The organism is Frondihabitans cladoniiphilus, from assembly GCF_039544345.1.
GTDB lineage: Bacteria > Actinomycetota > Actinomycetes > Actinomycetales > Microbacteriaceae > Frondihabitans > Frondihabitans cladoniiphilus.
In genome coordinates this window covers 693,256-714,647 of the sequence record NZ_BAABLM010000001.1, presented here as the reverse complement: position 1 = coordinate 714,647, position 21,392 = coordinate 693,256, and the positions used below count along the sequence as shown (strand labels likewise).

Sequence of the window (21,392 nt, the reverse complement as noted above, 5' to 3'; positions counted from 1 at the left end):
CCGGCCCCGCGCATCACCCGGCGGCGCCCGCTCGAGGGGACACCGGCATCCCACGTCGACCTCTAAGCTGGTGGGCATGCCCCGGGATTCGCACGGTCATCTGACCCCCGGCCGGATCTCAGCGCAGCGTCCGGTCCCCTCGTCCATCCCCCGTCCCGAGTACGTCGGCAAGGCGGCCCCGGCCGAGTACACCGACGGCGACGTGTACGACGCCGAGACGATCGAGCTCATCCGGCAGAGCGGGCGCATCGCCTCCGACGCCATCACCGCAGTGGGCCGGGCGATCGTCCCGGGCGTGACCACCGACGAACTCGACCGCATCGGGCACGACTACATCGTGGCCCACGACGCCTACCCCTCGACGCTCGGCTATCGCGGCTTCACGAAGTCCGTCTGCACGTCGGTCAACGAGGTCATCTGCCACGGCATCCCCGACGACACCGTCCTCGTCGAGGGCGACATCGTCAACCTCGACATCACGGCTTTCAAGAACGGCGTGCACGGCGACACGAACCGCACGTTCGTCGTCGGCGAGGGCTCGCAAGAGGCTCGCGACCTCGTCGAACGCACCAAGCTCGCCCTCGACCGCGGCATCAAGGCCGTCGCCCCCGGCCGTCAGGTCAACGTGATCGGCCGCGCGATCGAGATGTACGCGAAGCGCTTCGGCTACGGCGTGGTGCGCGACTACACCGGGCACGGGGTGGGGCGCGCGTTCCACTCCGGGCTGATCATCCCCCACTACGACGCCCCGCAGTACGACGACGTCATGGAGGTCGGGATGGTCTTCACGATCGAGCCGATGCTCACCCTCGGCGGCATCGAGGCCGACATCTGGCCCGACGAGTGGACCGTCTCCACCCGCGACAAGTCGCTCACCGCGCAGTTCGAGCACACGCTGGTCGTGACCGAACGCGGTGCCGAGATCCTCACCCCCTACGAGGCGTAGAGCCACCCGGCTCGCACCCGTCCCCCGAACCCTTCAGAGAGGCAACGCACGTGGCTAACAGAGCAGTGGGAATCGACATCGGCGGCACCGGCATCAAGGGCGCCGTGGTCGACGTCGACTCCGGGGAACTCCTCACCGACCGGATCAAGAAGCCGACCCCCGAGGGCGGCGAGCCCGAGGCGATCGCCGCCGTCGTCAAAGAAGTCATCGACGAGCTGAAGGTGACCGACGCCGACCTGCACGTGGGCGTCTGCTTCCCCGCCGCCATCATGGACGGCAAGACGCTCTCCGCCGCCAACGTCTCGAAGAAGTGGATCGGCTTCGAGGCCGAGAAGCTTTTCGAGAAGACCCTGGGGCGCCCCATCCACTTCGTGAACGACGCCGACGCCGCGGGCTACGCCGAGGGCCGCTACGGGGCCGCCAAGGGCGTGAAGGGCCTCGTCATCATGACCACGCTGGGCACCGGCATCGGAACCGCCCTGCTGAACGACGGCGTGCTGATCGTCAACGCCGAGCTCGGCCACCTCGAGATCGAGGGCAAGGACTACGAGACGAAGGCGTCGTTCGCGGCGAAGGAACGCGACGACCTCTCCTGGAAGCACTGGGCCAAGCGCCTGCAGAAGTACTACTCGCGTCTCGAGGCGCTGCTCTACCCGCGGCTGATCATCGTCGGCGGCGGGGTGTCGAAGCAGTACGAGGAGTTCCTGCCCCTGCTCGACCTGCGCGCCGAGATCGTGCCGGCGAAGCTGCGCAACAACGCGGGCATCCTCGGTGCCGCCGCCCTGGCGTCGGAGTCGAAGCCCGCGTTCTGAGGCATCGGCGAAGCCGGAACCGGACGGGCCCGCCCCTTCACCCACCAGGTGGGTGGAGGGGCGGGTCCATTCGACCAAAACAAATACGGGGCGAATGGGCCGACCCGTCACTCGCCAGGAAAGACGTGTGACGGGTCGGCTCATTCGACCAAAACAAATACGGGGCGAATGGGCCGGCTGCTACGCCGGGTTCTGTCCGGGCGACGTGCACGCACGCCGCCGTGGACGGCCATCTATCTCGGCGCTACGTTGCCGCAGCGCTCCAGCGGTCTACCCGGGAACTCGGCGAGCCGCCTCGAGCGTTCCCTGTCTGACCTTGCTCCGGGCGAGGTTTACATAGCCGGTCGGTCACCCGAACCGCTGGTGGTCTCTTACACCGCCGTTTCACCCTTACCCCGCCGCCCTTCCGAAGAAGAGCTGCGTGGCGGTCTGCTCTCTGTTGCACTTTCTCGCGGGTCGCCCCGGGTGGGTGTTACCCACCGCCCTGCTCTGTGGAGCCCGGACGTTCCTCGGCGCACACCCCGAAAGGCGCGCGACGCGACCGTCTTGCCGACCCATTCGCCTGGACGAGTCTAGAGGGTGGGATGCACGGCTTCGCCCCGGGCCGAGGCGCGGGTCGTGCATCCCCCGCTCTCGCGCCGTCGACGCCCGTCGGTCGGACTAGACGCCGGGCGGGTCGGACTAGATGCCGGACTCGGCGGTCCGGACCAGGACGGCCTGGCTGTCCGGGCAGAGCAGCACGTCGTCGGGAGCCGCGGCCCTCACGGCTGCGAGGTCGTTGCCGTTGAGCGCGACGCCGCTGGCGCTGGAGACACCCGCGCGGAGGTGCGAGGCGCCGACGCCGTAGCGGTCGCGCTGCCGTTCGTACAGCGCCAGCAGGTCGGCGGGCACCTTGGCCGCGAGGGTGGCGCGGTCGGCGATCGCGTGCTGCCGCTGGCCCTCGATGGTGACGAGCCCGGCCTCCTTCGAGGCTTCGGCCGCGGCACGCCGGACGGCCAGCTCGTCGATCTCGGCCTGCGTGGCGCTGACGACCGCGCCGTGCTGCTCGACGCGGTCCATCACCTCGAGCTGGATGTCGTCGAGGTCGCTCTGACGGTTGGCGAGAGCTGCCAACTCGCCCTCGAGCGCCTGGATGTCCTTCGTCGACGTCGCCGTCTGCAGTCGGTCGCGATCGCGCTTGACCCGGGTCTCGACGATCTCGACGTCGGACTCGATGCGCGTGAGTTCGCGGCGGGCGTCCTCGAAAGTGCCCTCTTCGGCGGTGAGCCGGACGCGGAGCGCCTGCGTCTGCTTGTCGATGGCCGCGATCTCGGCGATCTCCGGGAGGCTGCGGGTGCGGTGCGCGAGCTGCTGGACCGACGTGTCGAGGGTCTGCAGGTCGAGCAGCAGGGCCTGGTCGGCGGGGCTGGCTTTCAAGAGGGGCATGGGGCTCACTTACTGAGAAGGCGGACGGGAGAGGCCTGAGAACGCGGGATGCACGGGGCCGGTCAGCGGACCACGGCGAAGTCCCACGGGTCGGTGCGCAGATCGCTGAGCGTGACCTCGACTTCGGGCAGGGCGAGCCGCAGTTGCGCGGCCGCCGTGTCGAGCCAGAGCCATTCGGAGGCCCAGTGCGAGATGTCGACGAGAGCCGGCCCGCGGCCCAGGAGCATGAGCTCGCGCGCGTCGGAGGCGGGGTGGTGCCGGAGGTCGCTGGTGATGTACACGTCCGCGCCCAGCACCTCCGGGTGGCCGAGGAACGAGTCGCCGGCACCCCCGCAGAGGGCGATGGACTCGACGACGCGATCGGGATCGCCGGCGACCCGGACTCCCCCGGCGGTCGGCGGCAGGACGTCGGTGAGGAGGCGTGCGAGAGTGACCAGCGTCAGGGGCTGTGCGGCTCGACCGACGATGCCGAGGCCCGTCGTGCCTCCTGCGGCGGGCTCGAGGGGCCGCTGATCGACGAGGCCGAGCTGGTGCGCCAGGACGCGAGAGGTGCCGGTCTCGACGACGTCGGCGTTGGTGTGCGCGGCGAGGAGGGCCGTGCCGCCCCGGATCAGCCGTGCGATGACGGCGCCCTTGGTCGTCGACTCGGAAACGGTCTTGACGCCGTGGAGGAGGAGCGGGTGGTGCACGAGCAACAGGTCGGCCCCGAGCTCGACGGCCTCGTCGACGGTGTCGAGCACGGCGTCGACGGCCAGGTGGATGTGGGAGACCTCGGCTCGGGGATCTCCGACGAGCAGGCCGGGGGCGTCCCACCTTTCGGCGCCGGCCAGGGGCCAGAGGGTTTCGACGACGGCGCCGACCGCTTCGAGTGAGGTCACGCCTGCGAGTTTAGCGGCGTGCTCCCGGCGTCGTCGGCGCCGGCCGGAGCCCGCTCGACGACCACGACGACCACGAACGAGACCACCAGAGCCGCCACGACTCCGACGACGGCCGACACCGGGAAGGTCAGGCCGTGGATGCCGAGCGCTCGTGCCAGGTAGCCCTGCCAGGTGAAGGCGGGCGCACTCGAGAGGACGAGGCCCTGACCGACGGCCACTCCCGCCACGAGGCCGACGACGAGAGCCCAGGCGGTGCGGGGCGTGACCGGGGCGGACTTCGGCGCGGCGCCGACGGCGCGGCTCCGAAGGGCGACGCGGCCGACGACGAGCCCGATCCAGGCGGCTCCGAGGACGGCGACGGCCACGAGGATCGAGGTCGGTTCGATGGGGACGCCGACGAAGGCGAAGAGGAGCGAGGCCGCGACGACGAGGGCGGCGAGCACGGCGAGGGCCCCGGCCAGGATTCGGGACCGCGAGCGGGGCGGAACCGAGGAGGTCGACGCGGCGGGGGTCGGCGCAGTCACGCCGGGTCGGGCATCCCCCGGCTCGTCGCCCGTCACGACCGGCTCGGGATCGAGGACGGCCAGCTCGTCGTCGAGCGTCGGGGGCCGGGTGAGGTCGTGCAGGTCGGGGTGCGTGCCGGGCGGGAGGACTTCGACGGGGACGGCCGCGGCCGCGGCTTCCGCGGCGGCGGTGTCCGTGGTTGCGGTGTCCGTGGTGGCCTCGGACGATGACGACGGCGCCGCCGTGACTGCAGGAGCGGGCGCCGAGGCGCTCGACGCGTCGGAGGCCCGGGCCTGACCGAGGTCGGACAGGCTCAGCAGACCGGGCGCGACCTGGACGGGGATCACTCCCGTGAAGCGCAGCCGGGTCTTCTCGACCTCTCCGAGTGCCTCGTCGGTGCCGATCTGCCGCATCCGGTCTTCCCAGGCGCGGAAGCTGGCGGCCTCGGCGGCCCGGAGCTGCAGTTGCGCCTGAAGGATGCCGATGAGGTCGATGGTCGCGGTGTCGGTCGTGTGGCGCGCGACGAGCGGCACCAGGTCGTCGTCGTCGAGGGAGGCACGCTCCGGCGGCACGGGGAAGTGCGGCCCGGTCCGATGGCCGGTCCGGTCGACGGTCTGCTCGTCTTCCGGCTCGAGGAATGCGGTCATGGTGCTCGACCCCCTCGCATCCCACTCTTCGGTCATGCCGGAATGGTATGCGATCACATGTTGCGTGTCTGGACGACGCGCCGGGGTGCTTGAGCGGCCGGTCGTCAGGAGCAACGCTGCCAAGCTGGCCGTATGACGAACGACGCCCTGGCCCGCCTGTCCGACCTCGACCCGGACCGGCCGGTCGCCCTCGTCACCGGCGGCACCAGCGGCATCGGCCGAGCCATCGTCGACGAGCTCCGGTCGACGCACCAGGTCGTGGCAGTCGGGCGGGACGCGGGCCGCCTGGCCGAGGTCGGCGGCCTCGACGGGGTGACCCCGCTGGCTCTCGACCTGACGGCCGCCGAGGACTTCGCGGCCGTGGCCGCAGCCATGGCCCGTCTCGACGTGCTCGTCCACGACGCGGCGCTGGTGCAGCGATTCTCGGTCGCCGATGCCACGGTCGACGACTGGCGCGCGAGCTTCGCCACGAACGTCATCGCGCCGGCGGAGCTGAGCCGCGTCTTCCTGCCGCACCTGGCCGCCACGAGCGGCGTCGTCGTGTTCATCAGCTCGGGCGCCGCCCGACGTTCGGTGCCGAACAGCACGGTCTACTCGGCCAGCAAGCATGCGCTGCAGGCGCTCACCGACGGCCTCCGACAGCAGGTGTCCGGCGACGGGATCCGCGTCAGCACCGTCGCACCCGGGCCGACCCGGACGCCGCTCGCAGAGGTGTCCGATCGCTACGGGGACAAGGATCCCGGGGTCGTGCGCAGTGAGCCGGCCACCGTCGCGAAGGCGGTCCGGTTCGTCGTCGACGCCCCCGCGGACTCGCAGATCTCCGAACTGTGGGTGCGGCCCCGGAGCGAGTGAGCCGACGACACGTGTCGCCTCGAGTGACACCGCGCGACTCGTTTCGTCATGTGAGGACATGCGACTTGGCCAACGGGCGTCGGACTGGAACGGTAAGAGGATCCCCGATCACCTTCCGCGAAAGGCACACCCGTGTCCCGACTCACCCTGGCAGGAGCCGTGGCCACAGCAGCCGCCGCGGCCCTCCTCCTCGGAGGCTGCTCCGCCGCCTCGTCCTCCTCCAGCTCCTCCACAAACGCCTCGGCGAAGCCCGTCGTCGGCGGCACCCTCGTCTACCTCGAGCAGCAGGCCCACACGAACCTTTACCCGCCGTCGGGCGGGTTCTACCCCAACGGCGGGATCCTCAACCAGATCACCGACAAGCTCACCTACCAGGACCCGAAGTCGCTGAAGATCGAGCCGTGGATCGCGAAGTCCTGGACCACCGACACCACCGACACCGAGTACGACTTCACCCTCCGGTCCGGCGTCACCTTCTCCGACGGCACCCCGCTCGACGCCGCCGCGGTCGCCAAGAATTTCGACACCTACGGCCTCGGCAACACTGCCTTGTCGCAGCCCGTGTCCGAGGTGTTCAACAACTACGACCACAGCCAGGTCGTCAGTCCGACCGAGGTCAAGTTCTTCTTCAAGAAGCCCTCGCCCGGTTTCCTCCAGGGCACGAGCGTGATCGGGTCCGGTCTGGTGTCGCTCTCGACGCTCGCCAAGAACTTCAACGACCTCGGCAGCGCGACGAACATCATCGGCTCCGGCCCGTTCGTCGTCTCGAAGGAGTCGCTCGGCAAGGAGGTCGACCTCACCGTCCGGAAGGACTACAAGTGGGCCCCGGAGAGCTCGTCCAACCAGGGGCGCGCCTACCTCGACGGCATCAAGTTCATCGTGGAGCCGGAGGACAGCGTCCGCATCGGATCGCTCCTCTCCGGTCAGGGCGACTACATCCGCCAGGTCCAGGCCTACGACGAGAAGCAGGTCACCAGCCAGGGCTACTCCGTCGTGGCCAAGGCCACCAACGGCGTCAACGACAGCATCACCTTCCACCCGCAGAATGCCCTCGTCGCCGACGTCAAGGTCCGTCAGGCCCTCCTGCACGCGACGAACACGAAGCAGATCGTCGAGACGATCTTCTCGAAGAACTACCCGCAGGCCACGGGCGTCCTCGCCCACACGGCGAAGGGCTACGTGAACCTCTCGTCCGAGCTGAAGTACGACCCCAGCCAGTCGAAGAAGCTGCTCGACGCCGCGGGCTGGAAGCTCGGATCCGACGGAGTCCGCCAGAAGGACGGGCAGGAGCTGGCGTTCGACATCTACGAATCGCTCCCCCAGCCGCAGAACAAGCAGGTGCTCCAGCTCGTCGCGCAGCAGTGGGCGAAGGTCGGCGTCAAGCTGACGGTGAAGGCGGGCGACGCGGGCAGTGCGACCACGGACAACCTCGACTCGTCGAAGACGGCCCTGGCCGTGACCGAAGTGGGTCGCGCCGACGAAGACGTGTTGAAGAGCCAGTTCTACCCGAAGAACCGCAACGGGCTGCTGCAGGCCGGCGGCACCGCGACCGACGCGACGTTCACCGACCCGAAGCTCAACGACCTCCTGGACGCGGAGACGACCGAGACCGACCCGGCCAAGCGCGTCACCGACACACAGGACGCCTCGACCTACCTCGTCGACCAGGCGTACACGATCCCCCTCTTCGAAGAGCCGCAGGTCTTCGCCGGTGCCTCGTACGTCAAGGGCGTCGCCTTCGAGGCCGTCGGCCGTCCGAGCTTCTCCACGACCTGGCTCGCGAAGCACTAGGCGACGAAGAACCGAAGGAGCGTCATGCCGAGATATCTGCTGGGTCGCATCGGACAGGCCGTCCTGGTCCTCTGGGTCGCCTACACCGTCACGTTCGTGCTGCTCCAGGCGCTGCCCGGAGACGCCGTCCTGATCAAGTTCCAGGGCGGCGACATCAACCTGACTCCCGACCAGCTCGAGCAGGTCCGGCAGACCTACGGGGCCGACGAATCCGTCCTGCAGCAGTACTTCCAGTCGCTCGGTCGCCTCGTGACCGGCAACCTGGGGTACTCGGTGCAGCACGGGGTGCCGGTGACGAAGCTCCTCGCAGCCAACCTCCCCTCGACGGTCGCGTTGACGGCGCTGGGCTTCGTGCTCGCCGTCGTCATCGCGGTCGCCGTGGCGTTCCTCTCGTCACTGAGCCCGTTCGCGTGGCTCCGACGTCTTCTCCAGGCCGTCCCCGCCCTGTTCATCTCGGTGCCCACCTTCTGGTTGGGCATCACCCTGATCCAGATCTTCTCGTTCAAGCTGCGGCTGGTGCCGGTCATCGGCGGGACGGCGGCGCAATCGCTCGTCCTGCCGGTCATCACGCTGGCCGTACCGATCTCGGCGCCCTTGGCGCAGGTGCTCATCCGGAGCATCGACGCCGTGTCGTTGCAGCCCTTCGTCCCGGTCCTCCGCGCGAAGGGGGCCGGACCGAACTGGATCCTCTGGCGGCACGTGGGCAAGAACGCCCTGCTGCCCGCCCTCACGATCGCCGGTGTGCTGTTCGGCGAGCTGATCGCGGGCGCGGTCGTCACCGAGACGGTCTTCGGACGCACCGGCATCGGCGTCCTGACCCAGGACGCCGTCAACAATCAGGACGTGGCCGTCCTGCAGGCCATCGTGCTGCTCTCCGCCCTCGTCTACGTGGTTGTCAACCTGATCGTCGACCTGCTCCACCCCCTCCTCGATCCGCGCCTCTCGCAGAAAGTGGTCCTCGCCGCATGACCGCCACCGCTCTCCTCCCCGGTCTCCTGCGGTCCACCCGCCGCCGGTCGGTCAGCCCGACTCTCGTCCTCGCCTGGGTCGTCGTCGCCGTCGTGATCCTCTGGGCCATCGCGCCGGGGCTCTTCACGCATTACAGCGCCACCTCCGGGGTCCCCCAGGACCGCCTTCTGCCGCCGGACGCCCAGCACTGGTTCGGGACGGATCAACTCGGACGCGACCAGTACTCCCGGGTCGTGCACGGCTCGATCCACTCCCTCTCCGGCGCGGTCGTCGCCGTCGCGGTCGGATTCGTGGCGGGCAGTCTCCTCGGCCTCCTGGCGGGCTCGCTCGGCGGTCTGGTCGACATCGTCATCGGACGCGTCGTCGACGTGCTCCTCTCGGTCCCCGGCCTGCTGCTGTCGTTGACGGTGATCATCCTTCTCGGCTTCGGCACGGTCCACGCGGCCATCGCCGTCGGATTGACCTCCATCGCCTCCTTCACGCGGCTGACCCGGTCCGAGGTCGTCGGCGTCCGACGCAGCGACTACGTGGAGGCCGCGTTCGGATCCGGCGGTCGCCGCTGGTCGGTCCTGTTCCGCCACGTCCTGCCCAATTCGCTCGGACCCGTGCTCGCGCTCGTCGCCCTCCAGATCGGCACCGCGATCATCGCGATCTCGACCCTGGGGTTCCTCGGCTACGGCGCTCCGCCGCCGACGCCGGAGTGGGGCCTGCTGATCGCCGACGGGCGCAACTACGTCGCCACCTCCTGGTGGCTGACCACGTATCCCGGCATCGTCGTGGTGGTCGTCGTGCTCGCTGCCAACCGCATCGGCCAGTCGCTCGGTCGTCGCGGTCGCCAGGGCGGTTCCCGATGACTCTCCTCGACCTCGACGGCCTCTCCGTCTCGTACGCCACCCGTCAGGGCACCCGCACCGTCGTCGAGGACGTCTCCTTCGCCGTCGACCCCGGCGAACTCGTCGCCGTCGTGGGCGAGTCGGGCTCCGGCAAGACCACGACGGCCCAGGCGGTCCTCGGGCTGCTGGCCGACAACGGCCGGATCGAGAGCGGACGCATCTCGCTGAACGGCACCGACATCGCCCGCTGGAGCGATCGCCGCCTCCGTGCCGTCCGCGGGTCGCAGATCAGCCTCGTACCCCAGGACCCGGGCAACTCCCTCGATCCGGTGAAGACCATCGGCAGCCAGATCGCCGAAGTCTTCCGCCTGCACGAGCCGCGCGGCCGCCGCCCCGTCGGCCCCCGCGTGATCGACCTGCTCGAACGTGTCGGACTGACCCGCCCCGAGTTGCGCGCCCGGCAGTATCCGCACGAACTCTCCGGTGGGATGCGCCAACGCGTGCTGATCGCGATCGCCGTGGCCCTGCATCCCCAGCTCATCATCGCCGACGAGCCGACCAGCGCGCTCGACGTCACGGTCCAGCGCACCATTCTCGACCTCATCGACTCGCTGCGCCAGGAGTTCGGCACCGCGGTCCTCCTGGTGACGCACGACCTCGGGGTCGCCGCAGACCGGTCGGACCGCCTCGTGGTGATGAAGGACGGTCGCGTGCAGGAGACCGGCCCGACTCCCGTCGTCGTGGCGGACCCGTCGAGCGAGTACACCCGGGCCCTCCTCGCCGACGCCCCGTCGTTCGGCAGCCCCCTGCAGGCACGACGCGAGCAGCGCGAACCCGTCGCCGCGGTCTCCTCGGGCGGCGTCACCCCGGCCGAGGCCCCGCCCGCCATCGTCGTCGAAGGCCTCGTCAAGGAGTTCCGCGGCGGTCGGCGCGGCGACGCCGTCCGCGCCGTCGACGACGTCTCGTTCGTCGTCCCTCGGGGCACCACTCACGCCCTCGTGGGCGAGTCCGGTTCGGGCAAGACCACGACGGCCCGCCTCGTGACTCGCTTCGAGACGCCCACCGCGGGCTCGATCCGTCTCGACGGCTCCGACGTCTCCGAGCTCCGAGGAGAGGACCTGCGCCAGCTCCGACGGCGGATCCAGCTCGTCTATCAGAACCCGTTCGCCACCCTCGACCCGCGCCACCGTGTTCGCGACATCGTGGCCGAACCGCTGCGCAACTTCGACCTCGGCGATCGGTCGTCCCGTCGCGACCGCACCCTCGAGCTCCTCGACCTCGTCGCGCTGCCGGCGGCGGTCGCGGACCGTCCCGCGCGCGAGCTCTCCGGCGGCCAGCGCCAGCGGGTCGCCATCGCCCGGGCCCTCGCCGTCGAGCCCGAGGTGGTCGTCCTCGACGAGGCCGTCTCGGCCCTCGACGTCACCGTGCAGGCCGCGATCCTCCGCCTGCTCGACGACCTCCAGCGACGCCTGGGGCTGACGTACCTGTTCATCTCGCACGACCTCGCCGTCGTGCGGCAGATCTCCGACACGGTGTCCGTGCTGAGCGGCGGGCGGGTCGTCGAAAGCGGCCCGGTGGAGCGGATCTTCACCGAGCCGGAGGACCCTTACACGAGACAGCTCCTGGCTGCCGTCCCCGGTGCCGCGACACCCGCGCCCTCCGAACCGAAAGCCGCGCAATGACCTCGAAACGCCTCGGATTCTTCACCCGCGTCCTCGACGACGCCCCGCCCGCCGAGCGCTACCGCCTCGCAGTCGAGCAGATCCGGCACGCCGAAGAGCTCGGCTTCACCTCGGCCTGGGTGGCCCAGCACCACTTCAACCGTGACGAGGGTGGGATGCCCTCTCCCTTCGTGTTCCTGGGGCACGTCGCGGCCGTGACCAGCCGGATCCGACTCGCCACGGGCATCCTCACCCTCCCCCTCGAGAACCCCGTCCGCGCCGCAGAGGACGCCAGCGTCCTCGACGCCCTCTCCGGCGGACGACTCGACGTCGGTGTGGGCTCCGGCGGCACGGCGACCGCGTTCCCGGCGTTCGGCGAGGAGAGCGACGAGCGCGGTGCGGTCTTCGCACAACACCTGCGCCTGCTCAAGCGCGCCTGGGCCGGGGACTCCCTGCCCGGCGGCAACCACCTGTACCCGGCCGGGCTCCCCCTCGCCGACCGGGTCTGGCAGGCGACCTTCTCCGAGTCCGGCGGTCAGCGAGCGGGCGCGGCCGGCGACGGTCTGCTGCTGTCGCGGACCCAGCCGCGGACGGGCGAGCGACCCGACGCGACCCTGGCCGAGTTGCAGACGCCGATCGTGGAGGCCTACCTGGCCGCGCTCCCTGCGGGTCGCACCCCGCGGATCCTCGGCTCCCGCAGCGTGTTCGTCGCGGACGACCGCTCCGACGCCCTGCGGTTCGCGACCATCGGCCTGACGCGCGCGGCCGAGCATCTCGCGGCGTCCGGGCGGCCGCCGGTCGGCCGGACCGTCGACGAGTTGATCGCCGAGTTCGACGTGCACGTGGGCACGCCCGACGACGTCATCGCCTCGTTGGCAGCCGACACGTCGCTGGAGCACGCCACCGACGTCGCCTTCCAGGTGCACTCGGTCGACCCGCCGCACGAGTTCGTCCTGCGGTCGCTCGAGCTCGCCGCGACCCGGGTCGCGCCCGCGCTCGGCTGGGCCATCGACGCCCCTCTTCTCACCACCTCCCTCTCCGAACCCGAAAGAAGCCGCGCATGAGTCACGCCGACGTCATCGACCACCTCGCCGGGATCGAGCCCGGCACCCCGCTGGACGCCGTCCGGAGCGCTCGCCCCGAGGCCCGCAGCCAAGCGCAGGCCAGCTTCGACGCCCTCTTCACCCCGCTCGACGCGGGCACCTTCGACCTCGTCGAGCGGTGGGCCGTCGCCACGGTCGTCACCGCGTTCCACGGCGAGCCGTCAGCGGGCGCGGCCGCCTTCTACCACCAGCAGCTTGTCGAGTCGGGAGCCGCCCCCTCCCTCGTCGACGCGGTGACGGCCGCCGCCCAGGCCGGCGTCACCGAGGGCCCCTACGGCTCCTTCCCCGCCGGGCCCCTCTCGGGCGAGGACACGCACGGGCTCCACCTCGCCATCGACGAGCCCCTCCGCTCCCGTCTCGGGGAGCGCCTCGCCGCGGCCGTCGAACACGTCCACCTGCTGGTCTTCCGCCCCCGCGACTCCTCCTCCGAGGCTCTGACACGCCTCGAGGACGCGGGATGGTCGGTGGACGACATCGTGACGCTCTCGCAAGAGGTCGCGTTCCTCACCTTCCAGGTGCGCGTCGTCGCGGGCCTCGGTACGCTCCTCGCCACCCCCGCCGCCGCCGACCTCTCCGGGAGCATCCGATGACCGACACCACGACCGCCACCGACGAACTCCCCTCGGGCCGACCCGTCGCCTTCACGCAGGCCGAGCTCGACTGGACCCCCTGGCTCGAGCCTCTCGCCGAGTCCGAGCTCACCGAGCGTCACTGGACGGGGCTGGTCGATCGAGCCCGCGGCAAGAACCCCTACTTCCGGCTGCTCGCGCGCGACCCGGAGATCCTCGCGGCACGCACCAAGACCGACAAGGACATCTTCTACAACACGAAGACCGGCCTGCCCCGCGCCGAGCGCGAGCTGGCCGCGGCCGCCACCAGCCGCTTCAACGGCTGCATCTACTGCGCCTCGGTGCACTCGCGCTTCGCCACGCACTTCTCCGGCCGCGGCGACGACGTCCAGCGGCTCCTCGACGAAGGGGTGTCGGTCGACCTCGGGGCGCGATGGAGTGCCATCGTGGCCGCCTCCGTCGCCCTGGCCGCGACGCCCGTGCGCTTCGACGCCACGCACGTGACCGCGTTGCGCGACGTCGGCCTGGACGACCTCGAGATCGTCGACGTGATCAACGGGGCGGCCTTCTTCAACTGGGCGAACCGGCTCATGCTGAGTCTCGGCGAACCCGTCTGAGGGCCCGCCACAGGACTCGCCGGCGGGTCCTATTAAGGCGGCCACGGGCATCCCACGGGCCCCATGGGCGGGGCGGAGCCCCTCGACCGGCTACCGTTTGACTATGACCACCGAAACGAATGCCCCGATCGAGGCAGACACTGCCGACGCCGCAGCCGTCACCTTCTCCGACCTGGGGCTGAGTGACGCCGTCCTGAAGGCCGTGAAAGACATCGGCTACGAGACCCCTTCGGCCATCCAGGCCGCCACCATCCCGGTCCTGCTCGAAGGGCGCGACGTCGTCGGCCTCGCGCAGACCGGCACCGGCAAGACCGCCGCCTTCGCCCTTCCGATCCTGTCGCGCCTCGACGTCACGCAGAAGAAGCCGCAAGCGCTCGTCCTCTCCCCCACGCGCGAGCTCGCCCTGCAGGTCTGCGAGGCGTTCGAGCAGTACGCGTCGCAGATGCGCGGCGTGCACGTGCTGCCCGTCTACGGCGGGCAGGCCTACGGCGTGCAGCTCTCGGCCCTGCGCCGCGGCGTCCACGTCGTCGTCGGCACCCCCGGCCGCATCATGGACCACCTCGCCAAGGGCACGCTCGACCTGTCCGAGCTCAAGTACCTCGTGCTCGACGAGGCCGACGAGATGCTGAAGATGGGCTTCGCCGAAGACGTCGAGACGATCCTCGCGGACACCCCCGACGACAAGCAGGTCGCCCTCTTCTCCGCGACGATGCCCTCGCAGATCCGCCGCATCTCGAAGCAGTACCTCCACGACGCCGAAGAGATCACGGTCAAGAACAAGACCACGACGTCGGCCAACACGACCCAGCGCTACCTGATGGTGTCGTACCCGCAGAAGGTCGACGCCCTGACGCGGATCCTCGAGGTCGAGAACTTCGAGGGCATGATCGTCTTCGTCCGCACCAAGAGCGAGACCGAGACCCTGGCCGAGAAGCTGCGGGCCCGCGGCTACTCCGCGGCCGCGATCTCGGGCGACGTCGCTCAGGCCCAGCGTGAGCGCACCGTCAACCAGCTCAAGTCCGGCAAGCTCGACATCCTCGTCGCCACCGACGTGGCCGCCCGTGGCCTCGACGTCGACCGCATCAGCCACGTCGTCAACTACGACATCCCGATCGACACCGAGTCGTACGTCCACCGCATCGGCCGCACCGGTCGCGCCGGCCGCTCGGGTGCCGCCATCAGCTTCGTCACGCCGCGCGAGCGACGCCTCCTCGGCGCCATCGAGAAGGCCACCCGCCAGCCGCTCACGCAGATGCAGCTGCCGTCGGTCGACGACGTGAACGTGACCCGCCTCGCCCGCTTCGACGACGCCATCACTGCCGCTCTCGCTCAGCCCGAGATGATCTCGACGTTCCGCGACATCGTCGGCCACTACGTCGAACACCACGACGTGCCCGAGGCCGACGTCGCCGCCGCGCTGGCCGTGGTCGCGCAGGGCGACACGCCGCTGCTGCTCGACCCGGCGGCCGAGCGTCGTCAGCAGTCGTTCGATCGTGACGAGCGGGCCTCGCGCCCCTCGCGGGACTCCGACGGCGGCTCGCGGTCGCACGACCGATCCTCCGACGGCGGGTCGCGCTCGTACGACCGTGACGATCGCGGTGAGCGCCCCGCCCGTGGGCCGCGCACCACGAAGCCGATGTCGCCGTACCGCCTCGAGGTGGGCAAGCGGCAGCGTGTCGAGCCCCGTCAGATCGTCGGCGCTCTCGCCAACGAGGGCGGTCTCAGCCGCGAGGACTTCGGTGCGATCTCGATCCGCCCGGACTTCTCCATCGTCGAGCTGCCCGCCGACATGAACCCGGACGTGCTCGACAAGCTCAGCGACACGCGCATCAGCGGGAAGCTGATCGAGATCCGGCCCGACCGTCCGGGTCGTGCGCCGCGGTCGGACCGCGACGAGCGCCCCGGGCGTCGTCCGCGCAACGACTGACGCTCGGGAAGGGTCAGGCGGCAGCCTGAGCGCGAGCGACGGCTGCCGCCCGCTCCGCAGCTTCGGCCGCCAGGGCGTCGGCGTACTCCGGCCCGACCGACCCCGTAGCCGCACCGACAGCGCGACGGGCGGTCGTGGCGGCGCGCTGCTCGGCGACGACGGATGCGATCGCTGCAGCAGTGGGCGTGCGAGCCCCGGCGGGGGCCACCCAGGCGTAGGCGCCCGAGAGCAGCAACGGCCCCCCGAGGGCATCCGACGAGGATGCACGGAACGCGAACGTCGTCTCCTCGTACACCGAGCGCGCTTCGGCTTTGTTGCGACTCATGAGACGCGTGGTGCGGTATTCCTCGACCAGCGTCGCATCCACCTCGATCACGGCCTCGTCGCCTCTCGCCACCACGTCGTACGTGCCGACCTTGATCGTGTAGCGGTCGTACCAGGCGGAGTCGTCGAGAGTGTCGTCGACGTGCTCGAAGTCCTCAAGAACGGTGAGGCGCAGGGGTGCGGCGGATGCGGCGGCGTTCATGGTGGTCTCCTCGGAGCGCGGGGCTCCCTCCGGCCGCCGGACTCGACGGCCGCGGTCAGTCCAACACACGACGACCGTCGTCGGACGCCCGCCGCGCGGGCTTAGGCTCGACCCATGGAAGACGACGATCCCCGCGTGCTCGGCTGGGTGCACCGACACACCGCACTCCTCTGGGCGATCATCGGCGTGATCTTCCTGGTCTACGGCATCAGCGCCATCAGCCAGGTCAGTCGAGGCGTGGTCGGCCCCGACCATTCGAACGTCATCTCGAGCTTCGGCGGCATCATCGCGGCGATCGTCTGCGGCATCCTCGCGCTGCGGTGGCGAGCGGAGCGGCGTCGGTCGAACGACAACGACTGAATAGGCCCTGCCGGGTCACTGGGTGGGCCCGACCGGGCTCCTGAGTGGGCCCTACCGGGCTCGAACCGATGACATCCACGGTGTAAACGTGGCGCTCTACCAACTGAGCTAAAGGCCCGCATCCCGCACGGGGCGGAAGCGTTCGTCCATCGTAGCGGGACGGACGGAGGTCAGACGGGGAGCGGCACCAGCGCGTCGAGGGCCGCGCGATAGTCGGTGATCGACCGGGCGGAGCCGGGCTCGGTGACGAAGTGCTCGCGGATGATGCCGTCGATGTCGATGAGGAACGTCGCCCGGTTCGCGAAGCCCTTGTGCTCGAGGAACACGCCGTACTCCTTCGCGACCTCGCCGTGCGGCCAGAAGTCGGCGAGCAGCGTGAAGTCGTACCCCTCGGCCTCGGCGAACGAGCGGAGAGTCGCCTTCGAGTCGACCGAGATGCCGATGAGCTCGACGCGGTGATCCTTGAACATGGCGATGTTGTCGCGGAGGTCGCAGAGTTCGGTCGTGCAGGTGCTGGAGAACGCGAGGGGGAAGAACACGAGGGCGACGGGCTTGACTCCGCGGTAGTCGGCGAGCCGGATGTGCTCGCCGTACTGGTTGGGGAGGTCGAAGTCGGGAGCCTGGATGAAGTTCTCCAGAGCCATCTGGCGGTCCTTTTCTGCCACTCGACTCGAGCGGCCCATTCGCGTCACTCGGTCGGAGCGGCGATTCTCTGCGACACCCGGGTGCGGGCGACGGCACGATCGGCAATGCTACGCCCAAGAATGCGGGATGCAAAGGTTGTCGAATTCCTCCCTCAAGCCGCGTGTCGGTTGTGGGAACTAGAGTGGTCGAGGTCGGGTTCGACACCGCCTCCACAGAGAGCGGCGCCGCACCCGATAACACTGTGTTCACTCCATACAACGAAGAGGTCAAGGGTGTCGGTCAACGAACAGGATCCGTATTCGGTCGACGATTTCGATCGGGATCCCGAAGAAACCGCCGAGTGGAAGGAGTCGCTCGACGGCCTCGTCGCGGCTCACGGCCACGAGCGTGCTCGAGAGATCATGCTGAGTCTCCTCTCGCGCTCCCACGAGCTGCACCTGAACGTGCCGATGGTCCCCACGACGGACTACATCAACACGATCGCCCCCGAGAACGAGCCCCAGTTCCCCGGCGACGAAGACGTCGAACGCCGCTACCGCAAGTGGTTGCGCTGGAACGCCGCGATCATGGTCCACCGTGCCCAGCGGCCCGGCATCTCGGTCGGCGGCCACATCTCGACCTACGCGTCGTCCGCCGCCCTGTACGAGGTCGGCTACAACCACTTCTTCCGGGGCCAGAACGCGCCCGGCGGTGGCGACCAGATCTTCTTCCAGGGGCACGCCTCCCCCGGCATGTACGCCCGCTCCTTCCTCGAGGGTCGCCTCGACACGAACGTCCTCGACGGCTTCCGCCAGGAGGTCTCGCACCAGGGCGGCGGCCTCTCGTCGTACCCGCACCCGCGTCTGATGCCCGAGTACTGGCAGTTCCCGACCGTGTCGATGGGCCTCGGCCCGATCAACGCGATCTACCAGGCCCAGTTGGCCAAGTACCTCACCAACCGCGGCATCAAGGACGCCTCGGACCAGCAGGTCTGGGCATTCCTCGGCGACGGCGAGCTCGACGAGGTCGAGTCGCGCGGGCAGTTGCAGGTCGCGGCCAACGAGGGCCTCGACAACCTCAACTTCGTCATCAACTGCAACCTTCAGCGCCTCGACGGGCCGGTCCGCGGCAACGGCAAGATCATCCAAGAGCTCGAGAGCTTCTTCCGCGGCGCCGGCTGGAACGTCATCAAGGTCGTCTGGGGCCGCGAATGGGACGAGCTCCTGGCCCGCGACACCGAGGGCGCGCTGCTCAACCTCATGAACCGCACTCCCGACGGCGACTACCAGACCTATAAGGCCGAGTCGGGCGCCTACGTCCGCGAGAACTTCTTCGGCCGCGACCCCCGCACGCTCGAGCTCGTCAAGAACTACAGCGACGACGACGTCTGGAACCTCAAGCGAGGCGGCCACGACTACCGCAAGGTCTACGCGGCGTACAAGGCGGCGTCCGAGCACAAGGGCCAGCCGACCGTGATCCTCGCGAAGACGATCAAGGGCTACGGCCTCGGCCCGTCGTTCGAGGGCCGCAACGCGACCCACCAGATGAAGAAGCTCACGCTCGACAACTTGAAGAAGTTCCGCGACGAGATGAGCATCCCCATCACCGACGCGACGCTCGAAGAGAACCCCTACCTGCCGCCGTACTACCACCCCGGTCAGAACGACGAGGCGATCGAATACCTCCAGGCGCGTCGTCGCGAGCTCGGCGGCTACATCCCCGAGCGCCGCACGAAGTACACGCAGATCCCCGTCCCGGAAGAGGCGTCCTACGGTGTCGTCAAGAAGGGCTCCGGCAAGCAGGAGGTCGCCACGACCATGGCGTTCGCCCGCCTCCTGAAAGACCTGCTGCGCGCCCCCGGCTTCGGCCACCGCATCGTCCCGATCATCCCCGACGAGGCCCGCACCTTCGGCATGGACGCCTACTTCCCGACGTCCAAGATCTACAACCCGAACGGTCAGCACTACACCTCGGTCGACCGCGAGCAGCTCCTGGCGTACAAGGAGAGCCCCCAGGGCCAGATCCTGCACGTCGGCATCAACGAGGCCGGCGCGTTCGCGGCCTTCACCGCGGTGGGCACCAGCTACTCCACCCAGGGCGAGCCTCTCATCCCCGTCTACGTCTTCTACTCGATGTTCGGGTTCCAGCGCACCGGTGACGCGATGTGGGCCGCGGGCGACATGATGGCGCGCGGATTCATCATCGGCGCCACCGCCGGGCGGACCACCCTGACGGGTGAGGGCCTCCAGCACGCCGACGGCCACTCGCACCTCCTCGCCTCCACCAACCCGGCCGTCGTGAGCTACGACCCGGCGTTCGGCTACGAGGTCGGCCGTATCGTCAAGGCGGGTGTCGAGCGCATGTACGGCACCGACTCCGAGGGCAAGCCGACGCATTCCGACCCCAACGTCATGTACTACCTCACCGTCTACAACGAGCCGATGCAGCAGCCGGTCGAGCCCGAGAACGTCGACGTCGAGGGCATCGAGCGGGGCATCTACAAGCTGAAGGAGGCCTCGAACCTCGGGCCGCGCGCTCAGCTGCTCGCCTCGGGCGTCGGTGTGCCGTGGGCCCTCGAGGCTCAGGAGCTCCTGGCCGAGGACTGGAACGTCGCGGCCGACGTCTGGAGCGTCACATCCTGGACCGAGCTCCGTCGCGACGGCCTCGCCGCCGAAGAGCACAATTTCCTGCACCCGAACGACGAGAAGCACGTGCCGTACGTCACGCAGAAGCTGCAGGGGGCCGAGGGTCCGTTCATCGCGACCTCCGACTTCATGCACGCGGTGCCCGACCAGATCCGTCAGTTCGTGCCCGGCGACTACCTCACGCTCGGCGCCGACGGATTCGGCTTCTCCGACACGCGTCCCGCCGCCCGTCGGTTCTTCAAGATCGACGGTCCGTCGATGGTCGTCCGCACGCTCCAGGCCCTCGCCGCACAGGGTCAGGTCGACGCGAGCGTCGTCGAACAGGCGATCCAGAAGTACCAGCTGCACGACGTGACCGCGGGCACCTCCGGTTCGGCCGGCGGAGAGAGCTGATCCGGTCGTGAGCGCTCCGCGCACGACCGATCCCGCCACCAAGAAGAAGACCCTCGCCTGGCTGCGAACGGTCTCGGGCGAGTTCGCGACCGCCACGATCAAGAAGCTCGACGAGACGCTGCCCTGGTACGGCTCCATGCCGCCGGGGCGGCGCTCGGCCGTCGGGCTCGTCGCCCAGGCCGGCATCTCGTCGTTCATCAGCTGGTACGACGACCCCAAGGCGACCCCGTGGATCGCCGCCGACGTCTTCGGAGCGGCTCCGCGCGAGCTGCTCCGGAGCGTCAGCCTGCAGCAGACGCTGCAGCTGATCCGGGTGACCTGCGAGGTCGTCGAAGACCGGGTGAAAGACGGCGACCAGTCGCTGCGCGAGGCGATTCTGCTCTATTCGCGCGAGATCGCCTTCGCGGCCGCCGACGTGTACGCCCGAGCCGCCGAGGCCCGTGGGCTGTGGGATGCCCGGCTCGAGGCCCTCGTGGTCGACAGCATCTTGAGCGGCGAGTACGACGACGAGCTCCCGAGCCGGATCGCCGCCCTCGGCTGGCACGGCCATGGCGAGGTCGCGGTCCTGGTCGGGACGGCGCCGCGCATGCTCGACGTCGACGTCCTGCGCCGCACGGCGAGGCACCAGGAGGCCGACGTGCTGATCGGCGTCCAGGGCTCCCGTCTCGTCCTCGTGATCGGACGCGCCGAGACCGCGGGAGACGAGACCGAGGGGGCCACGAGACCCCGGCCCAGCTTCACGGAGATCGCCACGGCTCTCGAGCCGGGTTTCGGCGACGGCCCCCTGGTGCTCGGCCACGAGGTGCCCGGCCTCGTCGACGCCTCCGGCAGCGCGAAGGCCGCGTTGGCCGGTTTCGCCGTCGCTCGTGCCTGGCGGAACGCCCCCCGTCCCGCACAGGCGGACGACCTCCTGCCCGAGCGCGCCCTGGCCGGCGATCCCGTCGCCCGGTCGACCCTCGTCAACCGCATCTACCGCCCGCTCAAGGCCCACTCGTCCGAGCTCCTCACGACCCTGTGGTGCTATCTCGACAACGGCCGGTCGCTGGAGGCCACGGCGCGCGAGTTGTTCGTGCACCCCAACACCGTCCGCTACCGCTTGAAGCGAGTCACCGACGTCATCGGCTGGGACGCCACGGGGGCCCGAGAAGCCCTCATTCTGCAGGCGGCGCTCATCCTCGGGTCGATCGCCGACCCCGACGCGCCTTCTCGGAGCAAGGCGGTCCGGGCCGGCTCCGCCACGGAACACAAGAAGCGCGCGTGAACGGTTCCTCCAACGAATCGCGCCGAACTTGTGCGGGCGTCTCGCAAGA

Annotated in this window: 19 protein-coding genes, 1 tRNA gene and 1 other RNA gene; 14 read left to right on the top strand and 7 right to left on the bottom strand. The window is 69.8% G+C overall.

Annotated features, from left to right (window positions below; all coding sequences use genetic code 11):
• Window positions 1-76: 76 nt before the first annotated feature.
• Complete coding sequence (map, locus tag ABEA39_RS03325; RefSeq protein WP_345373182.1) at window positions 77-946, top strand: type I methionyl aminopeptidase; 870 nt, start codon at window positions 77-79, stop codon at window positions 944-946.
• Between the two features lie 50 nt (window positions 947-996).
• Entirely contained in the window at window positions 997-1,758 is a 762-nt protein-coding gene (gene ppgK, locus ABEA39_RS03320) for a polyphosphate--glucose phosphotransferase (protein ID WP_345373178.1), read from the top strand.
• Window positions 1,759-1,923: 165 nt separating this feature from the next.
• Here ppgK and rnpB read toward each other — a convergent pair.
• The 4 genes from rnpB to ABEA39_RS03300 all read right to left on the bottom strand — a co-directional run bounded on the left by rnpB (window position 1,924) and on the right by ABEA39_RS03300 (window position 5,248).
• Window positions 1,924-2,315: RNase P RNA component class A (gene rnpB, locus ABEA39_RS03315), an RNA gene on the bottom strand.
• A gap of 124 nt (window positions 2,316-2,439) precedes the next feature.
• Complete coding sequence (locus ABEA39_RS03310; protein ID WP_345373958.1) at window positions 2,440-3,183, bottom strand: zinc ribbon domain-containing protein; 744 nt, start codon at window positions 3,181-3,183, stop codon at window positions 2,440-2,442.
• Between the two features lie 62 nt (window positions 3,184-3,245).
• Window positions 3,246-4,061, bottom strand: a complete 816-nt coding sequence (locus ABEA39_RS03305; protein ID WP_345373176.1) for a Nif3-like dinuclear metal center hexameric protein — start codon at window positions 4,059-4,061, stop codon at window positions 3,246-3,248.
• Window positions 4,058-5,248 (bottom strand): hypothetical protein, encoded by a 1,191-nt coding sequence (locus ABEA39_RS03300; protein ID WP_345373174.1) that lies wholly within the window; start codon window positions 5,246-5,248, stop codon window positions 4,058-4,060. Before ABEA39_RS03300 ends, ABEA39_RS03305 begins: the two co-directional genes overlap by 4 nt.
• Window positions 5,249-5,344: 96 nt before the next feature.
• Between ABEA39_RS03300 and ABEA39_RS03295 the strand changes: the two genes are divergently transcribed.
• From ABEA39_RS03295 to ABEA39_RS03255, 9 genes are all read left to right on the top strand, one after another.
• Window positions 5,345-6,064 carry an SDR family oxidoreductase gene (locus ABEA39_RS03295; RefSeq protein WP_345373172.1) on the top strand — a complete coding sequence of 240 codons (720 nt, stop codon included), beginning with the start codon at window positions 5,345-5,347 and terminating at the stop codon, window positions 6,062-6,064.
• Between the two features lie 132 nt (window positions 6,065-6,196).
• Entirely contained in the window at window positions 6,197-7,855 is a 1,659-nt protein-coding gene (locus ABEA39_RS03290; protein WP_345373169.1) for a TIGR04028 family ABC transporter substrate-binding protein, read from the top strand.
• 24 nt (window positions 7,856-7,879) lie between these two features.
• The gene (locus ABEA39_RS03285; protein WP_345373167.1) at window positions 7,880-8,824 is read left to right on the top strand and encodes an ABC transporter permease; all 945 of its coding nucleotides are present in this window, start codon (window positions 7,880-7,882) and stop codon (window positions 8,822-8,824) included.
• Window positions 8,821-9,678: an ABC transporter permease gene (locus ABEA39_RS03280; protein WP_345373165.1), complete on the top strand. Its 858-nt coding sequence runs from the start codon at window positions 8,821-8,823 to the stop codon at window positions 9,676-9,678. The genes ABEA39_RS03285 and ABEA39_RS03280 overlap by 4 nt, the downstream gene beginning before the upstream one ends.
• Entirely contained in the window at window positions 9,675-11,339 is a 1,665-nt protein-coding gene (locus ABEA39_RS03275) for an ABC transporter ATP-binding protein (protein WP_345373163.1), read from the top strand. Before ABEA39_RS03280 ends, ABEA39_RS03275 begins: the two co-directional genes overlap by 4 nt.
• A complete protein-coding gene (locus tag ABEA39_RS03270) occupies window positions 11,336-12,382 on the top strand; it encodes a putative FMN-dependent luciferase-like monooxygenase (RefSeq protein WP_345373161.1) in 1,047 nt (348 codons plus the stop codon). Before ABEA39_RS03275 ends, ABEA39_RS03270 begins: the two co-directional genes overlap by 4 nt.
• Entirely contained in the window at window positions 12,379-13,011 is a 633-nt protein-coding gene (locus tag ABEA39_RS03265; RefSeq protein ID WP_345373158.1) for a CMD domain protein, read from the top strand. The genes ABEA39_RS03270 and ABEA39_RS03265 overlap by 4 nt, the downstream gene beginning before the upstream one ends.
• Window positions 13,008-13,607, top strand: a complete 600-nt coding sequence (locus ABEA39_RS03260) for an alkylhydroperoxidase domain protein (RefSeq protein ID WP_345373156.1) — start codon at window positions 13,008-13,010, stop codon at window positions 13,605-13,607. The genes ABEA39_RS03265 and ABEA39_RS03260 overlap by 4 nt, the downstream gene beginning before the upstream one ends.
• Window positions 13,608-13,710: 103 nt before the next feature.
• Window positions 13,711-15,534, top strand: coding sequence for a DEAD/DEAH box helicase (locus ABEA39_RS03255; RefSeq protein ID WP_345373154.1), 1,824 nt, complete (start codon window positions 13,711-13,713; stop codon window positions 15,532-15,534).
• A 13-nt stretch (window positions 15,535-15,547) separates the two neighbouring features.
• Here the strand turns inward: ABEA39_RS03255 and ABEA39_RS03250 are convergent, their stop codons facing one another.
• Window positions 15,548-16,060, bottom strand: a complete 513-nt coding sequence (locus ABEA39_RS03250) for a hypothetical protein (protein ID WP_345373152.1) — start codon at window positions 16,058-16,060, stop codon at window positions 15,548-15,550.
• Between the two features lie 114 nt (window positions 16,061-16,174).
• Here ABEA39_RS03250 and ABEA39_RS03245 point away from each other — a divergent pair, with 114 nt between their 5' ends.
• Complete coding sequence (locus ABEA39_RS03245) at window positions 16,175-16,420, top strand: hypothetical protein (RefSeq protein WP_345373149.1); 246 nt, start codon at window positions 16,175-16,177, stop codon at window positions 16,418-16,420.
• A 45-nt stretch (window positions 16,421-16,465) separates the two neighbouring features.
• On the opposite strand, the gene ABEA39_RS03240 is transcribed toward ABEA39_RS03245, so the two are convergent.
• Together ABEA39_RS03240 and ABEA39_RS03235 are read right to left on the bottom strand one after the other, a co-directional pair.
• Window positions 16,466-16,538: transfer RNA gene (locus ABEA39_RS03240), tRNA-Val, on the bottom strand.
• A gap of 52 nt (window positions 16,539-16,590) precedes the next feature.
• Window positions 16,591-17,064 (bottom strand): peroxiredoxin, encoded by a 474-nt coding sequence (locus tag ABEA39_RS03235; RefSeq protein ID WP_345373146.1) that lies wholly within the window; start codon window positions 17,062-17,064, stop codon window positions 16,591-16,593.
• Between the two features lie 273 nt (window positions 17,065-17,337).
• On the opposite strand from ABEA39_RS03235, the gene aceE reads away from it, so the two are divergent.
• Both aceE and ABEA39_RS03225 read left to right on the top strand, forming a co-directional pair.
• Window positions 17,338-20,082, top strand: a complete 2,745-nt coding sequence (aceE, locus tag ABEA39_RS03230) for a pyruvate dehydrogenase (acetyl-transferring), homodimeric type (RefSeq protein ID WP_345373144.1) — start codon at window positions 17,338-17,340, stop codon at window positions 20,080-20,082.
• Window positions 20,083-20,089: 7 nt separating this feature from the next.
• Window positions 20,090-21,343, top strand: coding sequence for a PucR family transcriptional regulator (locus ABEA39_RS03225; protein ID WP_345373139.1), 1,254 nt, complete (start codon window positions 20,090-20,092; stop codon window positions 21,341-21,343).
• Window positions 21,344-21,392: the final 49 nt, after the last annotated feature.

Coding starts and splice junctions, on each gene's coding strand:
- ABEA39_RS03310 (WP_345373958.1), bottom strand. CDS start 3,183: ATGCCCCTCTTGAAAGCCAGCCCCGCCGACCAGGCCCTGCTGCTCGAC.
- ABEA39_RS03270 (WP_345373161.1), top strand. CDS start 11,336: ATGACCTCGAAACGCCTCGGATTCTTCACCCGCGTCCTCGACGACGCC.
- ABEA39_RS03275 (WP_345373163.1), top strand. CDS start 9,675: ATGACTCTCCTCGACCTCGACGGCCTCTCCGTCTCGTACGCCACCCGT.
- ABEA39_RS03285 (WP_345373167.1), top strand. CDS start 7,880: ATGCCGAGATATCTGCTGGGTCGCATCGGACAGGCCGTCCTGGTCCTC.
- ABEA39_RS03245 (WP_345373149.1), top strand. CDS start 16,175: ATGGAAGACGACGATCCCCGCGTGCTCGGCTGGGTGCACCGACACACC.
- map (WP_345373182.1), top strand. CDS start 77: ATGCCCCGGGATTCGCACGGTCATCTGACCCCCGGCCGGATCTCAGCG.
- ABEA39_RS03255 (WP_345373154.1), top strand. CDS start 13,711: ATGACCACCGAAACGAATGCCCCGATCGAGGCAGACACTGCCGACGCC.
- ABEA39_RS03265 (WP_345373158.1), top strand. CDS start 12,379: ATGAGTCACGCCGACGTCATCGACCACCTCGCCGGGATCGAGCCCGGC.
- ABEA39_RS03260 (WP_345373156.1), top strand. CDS start 13,008: ATGACCGACACCACGACCGCCACCGACGAACTCCCCTCGGGCCGACCC.
- ABEA39_RS03300 (WP_345373174.1), bottom strand. CDS start 5,248: ATGACCGAAGAGTGGGATGCGAGGGGGTCGAGCACCATGACCGCATTC.
- ABEA39_RS03280 (WP_345373165.1), top strand. CDS start 8,821: ATGACCGCCACCGCTCTCCTCCCCGGTCTCCTGCGGTCCACCCGCCGC.
- ABEA39_RS03250 (WP_345373152.1), bottom strand. CDS start 16,060: ATGAACGCCGCCGCATCCGCCGCACCCCTGCGCCTCACCGTTCTTGAG.
- ABEA39_RS03295 (WP_345373172.1), top strand. CDS start 5,345: ATGACGAACGACGCCCTGGCCCGCCTGTCCGACCTCGACCCGGACCGG.
- ABEA39_RS03235 (WP_345373146.1), bottom strand. CDS start 17,064: ATGGCTCTGGAGAACTTCATCCAGGCTCCCGACTTCGACCTCCCCAAC.